We start from the raw sequence: 16,091 nt of genomic DNA on the forward strand, positions 1-16,091 counted from the left end.
AACTCAAAAGTTGTTGCTGTTCAGCGTACAATTGCCGTTGGTAATCAAGCTGCGGATCAACCTAGCCATCATCATAAGAGATACCCAAAACTGTACAGTAAGTACCCCAAATCTAGCCATGAGACGTCTCCTTAAGCTATATATTCCCCAGCCCCTGAGATTCAAGGGGGAATAAGATTTTTTCGATACGCAGCAGTTGTTTCTCTGTTTTTAGAAAGCGCGAGAATATAGTCATCTTGAGCTCAATACGTCCACGATTAGCCGCTTGCGGGTTTCGCTTGAGCCAGGCGTTTACACTTGTGTTGACAGCATCTGCGATAGGCATCAGGTCAGGTCCAGTCTGGATTGCACTAGATCGCGCAATCGGTTCAGGCTGGAAGATGCTGACTTCAGGATGCTTGCTTTTCAACGCGTCAAGCACGCCGGATTCATACGACCACATCAGATCGATTGTTGGCCAAAGTTCCGAGTCTGCGCCCAGATTCAGGGTGAACAAGTTATCGAAGATATGGTTACGCATAAAGTTGAAAATTGCATCTCTTAGGTTTTTACCATTGATCATCACGGCTTCGACTCGAATACTCGGCGTGTAGCGGTCGCCAGTGCGAATTTCACTGCTGGTGTATACAAATTTACTATTGGTCGGCAGATCCGACATACCACTAAGGCTCTGGTTACGTTGCACCCAGACGCGGGGCCAAGCATTTTCACACAGCATTAGATTAAGGCCACCAATCGTAATCCTGTTGCCCTGATAACGCAGCTCAGGATCATATTTGCTTTTCACTCTGGCGAGCCCACCGCTCCGGTTATCTGAATGACCGTAGGTGCTCTTGTCCGGACGGATTCTCTTGAGGTTGAAGGTCAAATTGCCCGAGTCCCAATTGCCAATTTTATCCAGAATAGTTGTGGAAAAAAGTTCTGAGTCAACAGAACGTTGGTCATTCTTAGTCCTAAGCACATAATGCTGCTGAACTGTCTTAAAATTATCAGAAGTAAAAGTTGAGATACCTTGAGGCGATGCAAAAAGTGATTGGAATGTTTCAGCCCAATAAACCAGCGCCTCAAGCCATAGGTCAGCTTCCACACCGTCGTCCCCGATTGCTGCCCCCCGTTTACCCGAAAGTTCATTATACTCATTGAGGATAGATAGAATGCTGCGCTGATTCATGTCCAGAGCTGCGACCATATCCTCCGGCCTTGCGTTATAGTCTATGTCAAGATATATATCGTCCTGAGCCACTTGGTCATTACGCTCAACGTCAACGATCAGTGACCAGTTCTTAATCTTAAGATTATCATCTAGCCCGTTATCCTGCCCTGGCGCTTCCTGCAAAGATACGACAGGGGGTTTGACCAGACTCTTGAACAACACTGGAATATTGGCGGGTTGGTTGATCGGAGCCAAAGTGACCTTTCGGGGCTCGAACAGTTTGAACCAGCGGGTGTTATCAGGGTCAATTGTCCCGACATCACCAGATCCAAAATTCACCCGTACATATTCAATGTAGAAAAAGAGCGGACTTTCCACTAGACGGGACGTTCCAGCGTTTGCTACATCGAATTGAATGCACAAGCGTCCACTATCGCCGTTGCGACGTAAGGCTGCAGGCAAGAAGTTACCCTCCTGAATTGCCTGCTCACCATCGCCTCGGCTTTCAGCGCACTGTCTGACAGTGCCATAGAGGAGTATGCTATCTTCTGCGATATCCAGCCTGTCATAGACTAGCGGGACAATCATAATGGTGTCTAGCCCATAATATCGACTTATCCTCCGCTTCAAGCTATTTGACAGGTTATCTCTAAGTACCTCTTTCACTTCAAGTATCTCTGTTGCATCCTCTAAGCTGTCATAGATGGGCGCATGGTTTAACGCTAATATATCCGCCATTGCGGCTCGAGCTCTCGCCAACCGCTCGATCAACCTGACCGTTGCTGTGTTTTCAATGAAAGGGGCAAGTTGGTCGGGAGCATTGTAAAGGTCAATCTCATGCAACAACCCGCCAAATGCCGTGTCCATATCAAAGTTGCTAATGGTGACTTTTTCTAACTGGTCACTGGGCTGAGGTGCTCGTTTTTGCTTGAACCAATCCCAGAAAGATGCGCCAACCTCGGACTGGGCCTGGGTTGCAAGTGGCTCGAATGCAGCATAAGCCGCTATCTCGCCGCTCGTTGGCCGCATTGGAGTAAGTTCAAGCATCTTGGCGTCGAGAATATAGATAAGGGTCTCACCTCGCGCATCCTCGCTATAAGCTGCGACAATCTTCTGGCTCGTGCGATCGCCGAGTTGGGAGGTAAAGGCCTTGACCTGCTCAGCTAGCCGCTCCTCCTTCGAACGTACACTATCTTCCGGTTCATCAGCGAGCGGTAATTGAACACGTTTTTCAAACACCTCGCTCCTCTTGAGATTCGATATTTCAATTTCGTTCAGTAAGCTCTCATGCACATCACGCTTGTCACGAGAGGTAACGAGTTCGGCACTGTAGAGTGCGTAACCTGCGCTTGGAGCATTTCCGGTCAGAGTGAATAAAAGTTCCACACTATCTGTAAAGTTCGTGTTTCCTGAGCATACCGCCTGATAGCACCGTTTGAGGAATCGATAGATTTTCCGACGATCAGATTTAGAAAGACGTTTGGCCTTTCCGCCTATAAAGCCGAGTGTCGAGATCAAGTCATAATGGGTGCCCTTATCACGCACCTGCTGCATGCAACGCATAATGACAGCCGCCCGGTTGGCTAAATTCTCCTGCACCTCATCAACTGACAGACTCAGGGAGGTCTGATCTTTTGGTGCGTTTAATTGGTTGCCATCAAAGGAAAGCTTATAAACCAGCTTCTTATTCACCACGTCATGCGAGGACTTCATGCCTGCCAAAGCTCCGGGGGCAATTAGCGGGTCATAATAACGTGCTTTCAATGTCACAGTTTTTTCACCGCCTGGAGCGTTATACCCCATGATGTCACGGAACTGGGTTTTCACCCTCATGTCAGTACCAATTGCTCCATATATGAAATGGTGGTCGGCGTCGCCGAAGAGCTCGCGACTGCGAGCGTAACTCGACTTAACGTGTCGCGCGGCCGAAACCGACCAGGAATAAACCCAGTCGTGCACTTGGCCATTAGGCTCAGCGTCATCATCAAGAATGGGAGTAACAGGTAGGTCCCGCTCTGCCGGATTCGCCTTGTAATGCTCGCTGTCTTCAATGGACACGACTAGCAAATTATAACGCGCAGAGAGATTCACCTCCTCTACACCGGCGTTTTGAAGGAATTGCTCAGCAGCATTGCTATACAGGAAGCGTTCAAAAGAGGCTGGATTTCTCATAACATCCAGTGCACCGATATCCTCAAGGCGCTCGCGCAAGGCCTCTGCACGTGAGACACGTAGGCTAGGTTCGTAGAGCGATTGGAACAGGTTTTCGGGGTTCGGCCGCTTGACCTCCAGTTCCAGCACTCCGGGGGTTCCAAGGGCAACAATCTTCTCACCCACTTCACGCAGCATCAGTGGTGCCTCGACAGAAGTATTCCCCGTTGACACATCCGCGACGAGCGCTTGGACGTAAAGCGGTAAGGGGCTCTCTTGGCGTGTTTCCGACATCATGAGCATGACCGTGAGTTCCCTCGTATCGGGCTCTTTATAGCCTTTTAGATATAACATATAACCACCACTGTTGGTTTCAGCAGCATCCGCGAGAATGGAAAAGGCTGCTTGACGCTCTCGCTGTTGGAAGCCTGCCCGAACCGGTATGGTAGGCTGCTCAAGCATGTTTATAGTGATCTTGGTCGGGTTAGGATCTCTGGACAAGTTGGTTCGCAAAATGAAAGACTGACTCAGGTCAAATGGGATCTCCTCAAAGGCTTCCTTGCTATTACCCGCACTCCGCAGGAAGTTAAAGCTCATCTCCGCTTTGCCGAAATCAATATTTTCTAGCATCATCAGACCCAGCGTGCGCCGACTGTCCTCAGGCATTCGGTCGATTTGATATAGGTCTGACGCACCTTCAACGGGCACAAGAGGAACTCTGACCAAGACAACCTGCTTGAAGGGTATGGCGGTAATGCCCGAAGCCTTTTTGTGTTCTCCTTGTCGATACTCGTCTAGCCGGTAAGAGGCACCTGTTTTCAAAGTCTCGGGTAAAATTTGCAGGCTAAGTTCATCGCCTTGCCGGAGGTTAACCAGCATATGTTTGGTAAGTGGTAAGCCCTCGTATGGTCCCTTAAGGAAGGGGGATTTGTGTCCGGCTGTTACTCGGCCGAAATTGATAGGGACATTGCGTAGATCCCGTATTGCATCTGCGGCGTTCGCGTCAGTATCGAAAATGACTCGCGACTGGTCGAAGAACAGGATAAGACCTTTCGGCAACGCATCAGGATCAATCTCAATCTCAATGGATCGTGCAGAAGGCAGAGGCAAAGTAGGCTGTGCCGGATCGGCAAAATCCACGCCATCAAGATCCATCGCGTCTGTTGGAACCCTGTTACCAGAGAAAAATTGTCGGTTTACGCGCATCGAAACCTCTGAGCCCAATTTCAGCATCTGGTGTTTTAGGTCTACGGGAGTCATTCCTCCTGACATATCAAGATCTGGCAGTTTCTCGCTTAGAAGCGCCCAAACGGAGCGCAAAATGGACTCAAGATACTCTTCTAGCAGGTAATCTTCCAGAAGTTGTGACGTTTCAAAATCCAGAACCGGGAGTGCGCCAACTGTTTCGTCGTCCTCTCGGACCTGAATACGGCGGCCATCAAATAGTTTGTCTAGGCGTTTGACAAAGTCGCCTGGAACCAACCGATTGGCGAAATCATTAATTGGCGTTTCCGCATCATCTGCTTCGATACGATATGCCGTCATGTTGTGAGGTGTAAAGAAGACAGTTGCGCCCCGCGGTTCTTGTTCAAATTCGTCGGGCAAGTCATCAGGACCGAGATAGTCAAAACGAAAAGCGGTATTAAGGTGTACTTTGACTCGGACGGCCGACCATTCGCCGCGGTCATCGCGCAGCCTGAGGGCCGCTACCGCTTCGGCACAGTCCCTGACTTTTGCTTTGCTAACTTTGCCCGCAGACAGATGGTCGCTGCCATCAGACAAAAGTTCACTTATCTTCAGTGCGTTGAAAGACCAGTCAATCACGAAGCCAAGAAGATCCTTGAAGTGTCCCGTGTCTGGGCCATTCGATTCCATCGTTTCACGGTAAGGAAGGTTTAGGACTGGCACGGCGACAACATCGCCATCATCGTTGCGAGCATAATCAAACAGTGGCAGCACTTCGATTAGTTTCTGGGGGCAATCTGGTGGGCTCTGATCAAGGTGGAACATCACCGGCATCGCAGGAGTTAGATCTTCAAATTCGAGCTCATTTAGTGTGTGTAGGCCTTGAATGCCGCCTGCTGTGACGAAATATTTATCATAGGGAACATTGGTGTTCGGGCGAGCCAACACGTAGGTTTTGCGGAATTCCTGTTTAAAGCGCAGTTGAATCGCGACCTCAATTTTTCTGCCGAATACTTTTATACGGAACAGAACCCAGCGGATCGAGACTGAGATTAAGGCTCGTGCATAAGCTGTGGTACCTCTGAGCGTCTCGAAGGACACGCCGTAACCGATCAGTGCCCGCGCATTAGTGCTAAAGCGGGTAACCGCAAAATCGATAACCCCCCAGATTTCCGCAAGGATTCCGACCTCTGCCCAGTATTTGTGATAGTGGCTCGGCAGAGCCACGCGTATAGCTTCAATTGTATTCGGGTTGACGTTTGCACTTTTGAGTTCGATCGTGCTGAACTTGCCCCAAGTACCTGAGAGGATCCCATAGACACTGACGTGCACGCCGCCGCGAAACATCGGCCATTCGTCAAGGCTACGGCCAATACCGAACTTGCCCGAAAGCGTTATGCTTGTGACCGGTGTATAAACTGGCAGAGCGGTACTTGCCCCACTGATTTGCTTACGCAGCAAAGGCACATCCCGAAACGCTGAACCACTGATTTTGCCATAGGCAACGCCGGCGCTTCCGGTGAAAATGCCGAATTCCGCGGCTCCCGCGTTCGAATAGTCAGTAAGATCAGAAAGATTAAGGCCTATATTGATCAGATAGCCGCCATGGGTATCCATCTTCATCACCACCCACGGAAGTTGGATCGTAACGGCTCCAACACTGAAGCGCCTAATCTTTTCGGCAAACTTCAGCGTGGCAGTGTAGACACCTAGCCGGGGTGTCATTTGCTGGTACAGAATAGATAGACTGAGCAGATTTTTGACGCGGCCCTCACCGCCATACAACCCCGGGGGATTGTAGACTGAATAGGCCTCTACAATGCCGTCAGCAAAGGTGGCCCCTGCACCAATAAACCACTCATAGTCTGGGTTGTAAGTAAGGTAGCCGTCTATTTCCCTGCGGTATGCGCGTGATTTCTCTTCCCACTTTTTCTCATCATCGCCTAGGTCTAGGGTAATGACTTTCTCGATATTCGAAATTACTTGTTCGGCTGAGTCCACAGGCCCATCATATTTGTAGTTTTGTGAGACAAACAGGCTCAATTTGTCGAGAAAGGCGACTTTCTCTGCGGAAAAGCCAGCGAGCCACCCCATGGATTCATAATAGGACCGATTTCCCCCCCCGTCATCGACTTGGTTAGGTGCTGGAGTCAACAAGATGCCAGACTTAACATTCTCTGGCGGCAGTTTGAAACCATTGATGTCCATTCTGAAATCGGTGAGTGCGATGAAGCGATTGTTGCCGTCATCGCCTTCAAACATATCAAAATAGCCCGCAGTGAAGGTGACTGGGCCCAAAGACATGTCAAGTCGACGTCCACCGTTATCCGGGAAACGCAGGCCAACTGCAAAGCCGGGCACGTCGCCGGGATTCCAGCCCACAAGCAGCTCCGCCACGAGAGAGGCGTCAAACCCAATCAGGCGTCCCAGGCTTCCAAGATCTAGCCTGAACTGTAAGCCGAACTTGATCTTGTCTCCCTTATTACCGCCAAAATTAGAATAGCCAATTTCAGGAAGACTTAGCCCTTTAAAGAGGTGAAACTTTTCGAATTTGAGCGGGAAATTTGCTAACAGTCCGCTAGACCTTAGTTTCGGGAAGCTTGCATCGATCACAATGCCATCGAAATTCAAGTCATTGGGCCAGAATTTGGAGGAATCAACCGCAGTCCATGAGCTACCAACTTTCTTGAAAAGCCCTGAGAAATCCAGAGACAGTCCGTTCATATTGATTGACTCAAAGTTGATAATATCTGAGATACCGGGGAGGCTGAGCTTTTTGAATTTGGCATCCGCATCGATGATGATCTTGCTCGAAACCCTACGTTTTCCGCCGCTCAGACTTTCGCTTTTGAGTGTTCTGAACTCCAGATAGTTGATCGTAAGCTCTTTGAAAAACTTTCCGTCATTCTCATCTTCAGTGCGCTTAATAAGGTGGATTGGACGATCATGTATAAAGCTGTATTGGTTGATCTTTTTACCAGTTGGTGTGGTCAGGGATCCATAGCGTCCCCGGATCCACAGAGTTTTGTCACCCGTCGTGGGCTGACTTTGTGGTACAGCTCCTCCATTCCTAAGGGTCGATTCTTCGCCGAACCATTTGGCAAGCTTTACTTTGAGGAGGCAGTCAAACCCCTTAACTTCCGAGTTACCAAATAGCACTTTTAGCTCATGTACTTTAAAAGAGAAGTCATGCTCCGGTGGACTATCATCATTGTAATCCACAAGACCGAAGAAGCTACTGGGCCTCATTAAGGGTTGGCCGTTTGCCTGTTCAATCTTATTTTGGTTAAAGCCAATATGATGTGCACGGAAGCGGTCCAATTTCATGCCTGACGCCAGACCAGCAAGACCCTCGGGCATATTATCCAAATCGACTTGTGGATAGATCAACAAAGTTCCGACCCAATTTGGAGCGTCAATAATGCGACGAATGAAGCGATAATAATCCACCTTGTCCAGGACACCATTGCGGGTGGATGGCGTTGCGCTCTCGTCAATTTCACGAATCCATTTACTGATTGTCGCTTCTGTAGATTTAACTTTGTCTGAAGGGAAGCGGTTTTCCTGACTATAGTTATCCCATGTTTCCCTGTTGTTGAGGAGATTACGCAAGGTCCCTTTTTTATATTTCACGATTAGGATTGGTTCCCGCGCTGCATCAACAGTGAGGGAAGAAGCTGATGCTACACCGCTCGCCAGATCGAGTGAGAAGCCCCAATCGGATATTTGGATCGCCTCATTCAGGTCAAACAATTCGGGCTCGATTATCCCGCTTGATATGTCGGCATATTTCGCGGGGACGACGAGAAAGAATTGGTTCTGACGCATCAAGTTACGGAATCCTGGCTCCTTGAACTTAATCGAGAAATTCTTTTCTTCCTGTCTAACATTGATACTTTTGGCGAGAACCATTTCCTCCCCACTAGGTTTCCTGTTCAGTTCGAAGCCTTGTGGTGTTACAGAGATGCCTTGGGCACCACGTAAACGTGCGATATGTTTTGTTTCTTTAGTGCGCTGCTGTAAGCGATAGCGTGCGAGTGTCTCATTCTGCAATACCAAAGGGTCTTCGATCCTAGGGGACTTAGAGGTACCCCGGAGCACGATTTGGGATCGTGTATCCGTATCCGCGCCGTTTACAAACATCATTTTGCGCGCAGCAAACGCGATCTCGTACTCATTATCCAATTGATAGTCGAGCACTTTAGAGGTGCTGGCTATCGAAAGATTCTGGTCGAAAGTGAATTGCACCATCTCATCGGCTTGAGAGGAGACCCGCCAATTTTGTTCGGTGGCGGCCCGATGCTGGCTGATTAACTGCCCATTTGAGGAAATCGGCACGACATGCGCCCAAATGGTCGGTACTGAAGCTGTGAGCAGTGCACCAGTTTTGAAGTTCTCGATTTCTTCGGGGTCAAGCTCAAGGTCCTCACTGAAATCAAGGACCGAGCGACGCATAAAAGCGGGCTGCTCATTCGCCGAGGCGGTGGACACAGTGCCATCATCCGTCGCCTCACCAAGAAAATGAAGCGCAGCCGCTGGCGCCCCTTTCTCTTCAATATTGACAACATCGGTGTTCGATATGCCAAGTTTGATGCGCCGTTCCTGCACGGGTACACTTTTTATAACACCCTCAATCACGGGCGCGATCGGGAACACGCCTTCCGGCATCATAACGCTGCCAATGCCATAAACACCCGATGAAGGTACGACCACATCCAGATTTCGGCGGTCATGGAAAAGTTGCTCAGGAGCCCTGACAAAGCGCAAGGATTGACCAGGTTTCCCGACCTGAAGATGGATACTATTCCCAAGCGTGTCATGCTGGTTGACCGGCAAATCGATGTGCGACTTCTCTGAGCCGACTGCTTTAATCAAGTCAATCCTCGAGCGTTTCTGAATCTCACGACTGGAAGCACATAGCTCCCATGAAACATCGTCGTACGGAAACAGATCCAGCTCGCCGCAGACAATAAAACCAAGGCGCGATTTTTCATTTTGTAGAGCCTGAACTTTATCCCGAACGAATATCTGGAACAAGTCGCGGCGTGACCGGAGGCCAAATATGTCAGAGCCGGAATTACCATCCACAAAATCGCCACGAAAAAGGGCCTGGGAAAATTTACTGTCTGCAAACAGTTCAACTTTGGTAATCCCTTCAAAGCGAAACACACCTCGACGAAGATCAAGAGAGAAATCAATGGACTTCGAACGTCTCTCACTGTTACGGTAGACCACATGCTGTTCGGCAAGTCTAATCATAACTCCCTTGAAGACCAGACTTGGCTCTGGTGACGCTGTGACGGTGATAAGACTGTCGCGATATGTATTTATCCGGCAAGTCGCAAGATGATTTATGATGGTACTGTCGGCAGTCTGCTTCCAGTCCGCGCTTCTCATCAGCCAGAGCGCGGGGACTTTATTCCACAACAGAAAGGCATATCTACCGCTTTCACGATTCACATGGCTAAAGGCAGCATCTATTTCACGTGCAAGGGTTTCGCTGTCTTTGTCGATTTTGAGAAGCTGAAGGAAGAAACTCTTATCTCCCGTACTTGCCGATTGCTGCAATGCTGCTCTAAGGCCTGAAATCCGGTCTTCCTCTGGATCAACTGCAGGAACATAAACCGTGAGGAGGTTCGGGTCTTGGGGGCGTTCGGTTTCCAGAACAAAACCACGCGAAGAGGCAAAACGAGTTAACGCGACCATGACAATTCATCTCCCGGAGCTAGTGGAAAAGCGAGTCCTTCAAGAGACTGAACTCCATGCATTTGGATTTCTACCAAGCTTCCCGCCCGGCGACGTTTTAAAGAAAATTCAGAGAGTGCGCGCTCTATGAGTACAGACTCATTGTACGGTGGGGGCTGAGTTGTTCCAGTCTCAGCGGAGCGAGCCTGCATGACTTCTTCAGAAAGCCTGAACTTTTCGTCAAGGATGCTGAGTAGGGAAACGCCTGTGCGGATCCAACGGAGCTCGCCGTTCAAATAAATTGGAATCTGTGTGAAGGGACGGATATTGGACGGAATGACTAGATCATGAAAAAAGTCTTCCGCATCGCCCTCAGGTGTTTCCGTCTGAACATCCAACCATCCTTGTACGAGTTCCTTAACGCATATATAAAAATCTGAATGCCTTGTACCTTCGGTTATGCAGGCAAATTTTTCGTCAGGACCTTTGCTAGACTCAAAGGCATAGTGCTGCTGCACAAAATCTCTGAGAGCCACATTCTTAAACAGTAGCAGGATGTTGCCTCTTCTCACGGTGTTAGATGAACGCTTATTAATATTCAGGTCTTCAGTATCATGAATGAGAATTGTCCGTTTGTAATTCGATGTGAAAAGTAGGCCAAAAGGAAAGCTTGATTCAGAGTTGTTTACAACCCGATCAAGCGGCGCCCAATAATCAAGCCCTCTAGTGATACCGCTTGGAGCGACAGGCTTAACATAGATTTCGCCGTTGTCTGGTCTATTTTTCCAACCTTCTCCAAGCGGTGTAATTGGGTCAAGGCCAGCTAAGATTTCACTACTCCCTTCTTCTCCACTAGCATTTATAGGAAGTACCACACTAAGCCACTTCATGCAGGACAATGCACCGGGCACCAAAGCGCTAATCCTATCACCACCGGTAACTCCCACACCGTAGTTCCGGCTATAGCTTTGAACACAAATTCTTTTCCCAGGGTCTAGGCGCTCAATATTGTGGGGGATGACATTATCACCGAGCCGCCGCTGATAAACTCCAAGCTCATCGGTCATGATCCTGCGCCGAGTTTGTACCAATGTGCCAAGGCGGCGTTTCATCTGTCGAAGGTCTGCGAGCGGGATACTTGCCTTCTGCACCCTGTCCCATTTTCGGCCGTCAGACTCCTTTAGCATGCTCTCGATCTCACGGATTGCATAATCTTCAAAGCAGGTGGCGCCTACCTCTTCATTGCAGTCGCATTTCTTAAGCCAATCGATGGCCTGCTTTTTGTGATCATTTTTTCCACTGATGGCACTTGGAGTGAGAAAGCTAGCCTGGATATGATAGAGGCCTGTTTCACGTTTTTTGATGCTGATCTCGGATTTGTTAAAGCACTGGGCAATCCCTTTCTTGGCTTTATAATCCTCCTGCATAGATTGGGGCCAAAACCGAGTTGAACCATCTTCAGAGCCCGTTAAAACTCTCACATCACCAAAATCAACGCCAACGCTACTAGCGTCAAAGACATCAGCGTCCATCGTGGTACCGACCAAACCGTCGATCACAACCTCATGCCGAACGACGCGGCTATCACTGAAACCGCATCCAGAGAGAGCCAGTAATGAGAAAGTCCAAATATATGTAGCCCAAGCGTGACGTAACGACGAGGTTTTACGTCCAAGCCTAGATTCAATGAGCATTCCGTTTCCTCAATGAGTGCAGATGTAAATGTAGGAACTCAGTACTTGCATATAACGTGACTCTTAAGTTACCGACCTTACGACGGTACTAACTTTGTTTGGCACGAAATCTGAGTTAAATATGACACCTATTACTTATAGTTCAAATTTTATTAGAATAAAAAATTGTCAAGGAAAAAATGAGGTAATTTGGGAGAATAACTGTTCATCTGATATTTGAGGCTACTGTTCGGAACCTAATATTTTAGGCGCATTACATGGCGTTCAATCCTGCTTGACACTTACAGTGTCTATTAGCTCTGTAATTGATATTGGGTAGTTTACTTCGCTTGATTCTACAGTTTATTATCGGATAGAAAATGTACCGAAGACTTTAGTAAGATTTACCGGCCCCAAAGTTCACTGCCACGCTTTGGGCGGATAGGCGACACCCGTTGCCGAGTGCCGCCCTCCTGAGAACCCAGCGTGCAACTTTCACTGCACTGGGCTCAAGCCTCCACAAAGGCGTACTACTTTACCCACCTGCCATTGAGGCAGATTTTACAATACATACTTGACGCTTTAATACATGCAGTTCAGTGGCTTCTCTGTTAAAAGATTCACCTTGAATGCAGTAAGAAGACGCACTAACTTCTAAAGAAGTCATCATATGCTTTTCTTCTTAAATAAAGTTCTTCAAATTTTCTTGCAACGGGAGACCAACTGGAAGTGGGCTCACTTTCGTGCCAAACATGAGTCTGTATCTGCATCATTACAATGCAGCATTCGCTTTCTCCAGTATCCTCTACCTGCATAACTATCGGCTATCTTCACAGAAAGCTTTCCAATAAGGAGCGATACAGGCTTACCGTGTTCCGTATGTCGCGTAATGTCAGGTTAGATGCCCGCTCTAGTGCGGAGAGCTTAATGACCACGAAAGAGCACTGCCCAACTTCTTTCCCGCTCTCATTGCCTTTTGGCCACAGCGTATTAACCACTTCCGCTGCTTCTCATGTGACGCACCTTAGATGGATCCACATACGTTCATCATACTGACTCCCTAGCACTAACCCGACTTGTGGTTGTTAGGAGGAAGCTCCTCTCACGATTGACTTCCCGCCCAGTTGTTACTGGACTTCGTTACATTGTCTGGCTCGCTACTTTATTCAGAGCCATAGGGTCATCTGGTGATACAGATGGTTCAAGCTTTTCGTGGTGAACAACGCTTCATACGACTTCACGTCGCACGGGCAGCTTTGAGCTACGCTGCCCTATCAATACTGTTTCGCTAATGGTTTACTTAACGTTCAGATAGCACTTCTTTAAAAGCAAACATTCCATTTAATGCTGAAACAGTTGCGATCTCTCTTGACGTGTTCTGATGAAGATCATCTGCATATGATGATGCTCATCCCACCCAAGTACAGTGTTTCAGACATCATGGGTAAACTAAAAAGCCAATCGTCGCACCACATGCGAAAAGCCTTCAGTTGGCTAGGTAAGGTTTACTGGAAAGAGAGCATTGTCTGGTCGCCAGGTTACTTTGTCAGTAGCGTAGGTGTGAATGAACAAGTCATAGCGAATTACGTAAGACATCAGGGCGAAAAGGATTCTGGTGAACTCCGCATGGAGTTGTAACAGTAAGTACCTCGTGCATGAACGGGGGTATCTACATTTTGACGCTGCGCGGCGCAAGGGTCTCAGTTCTATACCATCATTGTCGCGATAGCGAATAACCCCAAGCTGGATGAGAGTAGTTGGCTTTAAGCGGCGACGATGCAAGCGGTGAAAGAACTCATCATTATTGGTTCAGAAAAGGGGTTTCAAGAAACGATTGTCCATTGTCTTCGACAGTGGAAAGACAGGCCTACCTCACAAAATTAATAGAACAATCGAGTGAGGTAGAAGCTGACATTGGGTGAGTCTAGTAAGGATTTGTACATGTACATCGAGTACAAAAAAGACGCTATTTACAATAAAACAAGTCATGTACATGTACATAAATTTGAAAAAAACCTCTAGAACCCACTCTAACCTGCTGTTTTAATTAGAAAACACAAAGATCAACCAACCATGTACAAGATATACTTCGTAGATAAGTTAAATATGATGTACACGTATGCGTATTTATTACCTGGTTAGGCTCCTATCCCTCTCAGATTTAAAAATTAAGGGGGTTCTGTGTATACCATTAAACATAATCGCTATTTACCATAAAATAGCTAATATGGATCTATCAATCTGCGATTGCTTGCTCTGCTATTAGCTTTTATCAGTTGTTGTGGTTGTCATCATTGTTTGATCGACTTGTTCTGGGTTTAGTGACCGGCATAAAAAAACGCTCACTATGAGCGCTTTTTTCAATTCTGTTGGTTAATGTAATTCAGCCGCCAGCTAACTTAACCGTCATGCCTTTCTTTTCAAGATGAGCTTTGATCTTATCTCGAGCGTCACCTTGGATTTCGATGTTGCCATCTTTCACTGCGCCACCGCAGCCACAAACTTTCTTAAGTTCTGCTGCAAGTAACTTTAAAGGAGCATCATCCAGATCCAAGCCTGATACAATGCAAACGCCTTTGCCTTTACGGCCTTTAGTTTGGCGTTGAATTCGAACAATGCCGTCGCCCTTAGGACGCTCGACTTTATCTTCTTCTGGTTTGATTCGACCAGTTTCTGTTGAATATACGAGAGTCATACTTCTATTTCTTTAGTTGTTGAGCTTGCATTGCTTTTTGCTTTGCAACCAAATAAGCCTCAATATGGCGTTGAATCGCGGTTTTACCACCTTTAATCAACTTGCCATTGAACATACAGTACCAAGCATTGGGTTCTCCTGTATCATTCTTTATTGTATAGCCGTTAAATACATCAGTTTGTGTGTTGCCATTACTTTGCAGGCGCTGACCAAGAGTCGAAAACTCTTTGGGGTCAATAATTGATGCCGTGTCACACCACCAATCAATGCTTTTTTTTACCGCCGTTAAACTACCTTGTAAAACGTGGTTTTTGATTTTGACTTTCCAAATGCTGCCATCAGGGCCTCCAGATTGGAGAGTAAAACCTCTGTAGTTTGAAATTGCCATGACACTGAATTGTCTTTTCTATTTGTTTATCCAATCATAATAACAACTGAACAATATCTAAATAATAACGAATATTTGTTCGGTAGAATAAAGTTCTGTTGCTATTATTTTTAACACAAAACGTATGACGGTAACGTTAGCTAGATTGCACTATTGATACAATCTTCTAAGAATTCATGGAACTTATGGCCATTATTTTGCAGCATTTTGGGGAACATAGAGATCGGCGTCATCCCTGGGAAGGTGTTGACTTCATTAAGGAAAATTTCACCTTCTTCGGTTAAGAAGAAATCAATACGTGATAAATGACGTAAATTCATTTGTTTAAATACCGTCTCCGATGCCTTGCGAATGTTTTCGATCTGTTCGTCGGTTAAGTTTTTCGCTTCCACTTCGGTTAATGAATGGCTAGTACTGCTGTACTTCTCATCATAGGAGTAGAATGCACCATCAGGGGCAATAACCTCTCCCGGTTTGGTAATATTCAATTGGCCATTCATTTCATAAGCTGCGATTTCTAATTCTCGCGGCTTAACTGACTTTTCAACCAGTACTTGATCGGAATATCCAAACGCATCATTCACCGCTTGAGACACTGCCTCTCTTTGGGTGACGCTGTAACAACCAACGGATGACCCTTGTCGTGCCGCTTTGACAAATACTTTACCCCATTTATCAAATGCTTGTAGCGCTTGCTCGTGCGCTGCTTCGTCATTACGAGTAAGGAATAAGTAAGGCGTATTTGCAATGCCGATCGCGTCATACCAAAGCTTCGACGTGATTTTATTGAAACTGTTGCTGCTTGCTTCAGGCCCACACCCTAGGTAAGGAATGCCTGCAATTTCAAACATGGATTGAATATCGCCTGTTTCACCAGGGAAGCCATGGATGCAAGGTACAATGAAGTCGACACTTAGGCTTGTATCATTGGAGCACAGTTGTTTGGTATTGAGGTCTAGATATACCAATTCATCTTGGTTGGTAACCCAACCTTCCGTTTTGATTTCTACGCGTGTGACTTTTACGTTTTCAATTAAATTTAACTGCTGCTCAACAAAGTTCGCAGATAATAGTGAAATCTCATGCTCAGATGAGCCGCCGCCGCATAGTAAGAGAATATTTTTAGTCATGAATCAATCTTTCCGTGATCTACAAAAGATA

At 47.1% G+C, this 16,091-nt stretch carries 7 protein-coding genes; 1 reads left to right on the plus strand and 6 read right to left on the minus strand.

Annotation, left to right across the window (positions count from 1 at the left end):
- Positions 1-136: 136 nt before the first annotated feature.
- The 3 genes from ACVA54_RS01165 to ACVA54_RS01175 form a co-directional block, all read right to left on the minus strand.
- On the minus strand, positions 137-10,195 hold the full coding sequence (locus ACVA54_RS01165; RefSeq protein ID WP_446649338.1) for a hypothetical protein: 10,059 nt from the start codon (positions 10,193-10,195) through the stop codon (positions 137-139).
- Positions 10,183-11,868: a hypothetical protein gene (locus ACVA54_RS01170; protein WP_446649339.1), complete on the minus strand. Its 1,686-nt coding sequence runs from the start codon at positions 11,866-11,868 to the stop codon at positions 10,183-10,185. Before ACVA54_RS01170 ends, ACVA54_RS01165 begins: the two co-directional genes overlap by 13 nt.
- A gap of 514 nt (positions 11,869-12,382) precedes the next feature.
- Positions 12,383-12,517, minus strand: coding sequence for a hypothetical protein (locus tag ACVA54_RS01175; protein WP_446649340.1), 135 nt, complete (start codon positions 12,515-12,517; stop codon positions 12,383-12,385).
- A 674-nt stretch (positions 12,518-13,191) separates the two neighbouring features.
- Between ACVA54_RS01175 and tnpA the strand changes: the two genes are divergently transcribed.
- Complete coding sequence (tnpA, locus tag ACVA54_RS01180; protein ID WP_446649341.1) at positions 13,192-13,485, plus strand: IS200/IS605 family transposase; 294 nt, start codon at positions 13,192-13,194, stop codon at positions 13,483-13,485.
- 745 nt (positions 13,486-14,230) lie between these two features.
- Here tnpA and yciH read toward each other — a convergent pair.
- From yciH to ACVA54_RS01195, 3 genes are all read right to left on the minus strand, one after another.
- Complete coding sequence (gene yciH, locus ACVA54_RS01185; protein WP_099077755.1) at positions 14,231-14,542, minus strand: stress response translation initiation inhibitor YciH; 312 nt, start codon at positions 14,540-14,542, stop codon at positions 14,231-14,233.
- Positions 14,543-14,546: 4 nt separating this feature from the next.
- Positions 14,547-14,930, minus strand: coding sequence for a DUF3319 domain-containing protein (locus ACVA54_RS01190; RefSeq protein ID WP_099077754.1), 384 nt, complete (start codon positions 14,928-14,930; stop codon positions 14,547-14,549).
- A gap of 140 nt (positions 14,931-15,070) precedes the next feature.
- Positions 15,071-16,060 (minus strand): D-alanine--D-alanine ligase, encoded by a 990-nt coding sequence (locus ACVA54_RS01195; RefSeq protein WP_099077753.1) that lies wholly within the window; start codon positions 16,058-16,060, stop codon positions 15,071-15,073.
- Positions 16,061-16,091: the final 31 nt, after the last annotated feature.

This window comes from Vibrio sp. PNB23_22_6 (genome assembly GCF_052877535.1).

Coding starts and splice junctions, on each gene's coding strand:
- ACVA54_RS01170 (WP_446649339.1), bottom strand. CDS start 11,868: ATGCTCATTGAATCTAGGCTTGGACGTAAAACCTCGTCGTTACGTCAC.
- ACVA54_RS01190 (WP_099077754.1), bottom strand. CDS start 14,930: ATGGCAATTTCAAACTACAGAGGTTTTACTCTCCAATCTGGAGGCCCT.
- ACVA54_RS01165 (WP_446649338.1), bottom strand. CDS start 10,195: ATGGTCGCGTTAACTCGTTTTGCCTCTTCGCGTGGTTTTGTTCTGGAA.
- tnpA (WP_446649341.1), top strand. CDS start 13,192: ATGCTGAAACAGTTGCGATCTCTCTTGACGTGTTCTGATGAAGATCAT.
- yciH (WP_099077755.1), bottom strand. CDS start 14,542: ATGACTCTCGTATATTCAACAGAAACTGGTCGAATCAAACCAGAAGAA.
- ACVA54_RS01175 (WP_446649340.1), bottom strand. CDS start 12,517: ATGATGACTTCTTTAGAAGTTAGTGCGTCTTCTTACTGCATTCAAGGT.
- ACVA54_RS01195 (WP_099077753.1), bottom strand. CDS start 16,060: ATGACTAAAAATATTCTCTTACTATGCGGCGGCGGCTCATCTGAGCAT.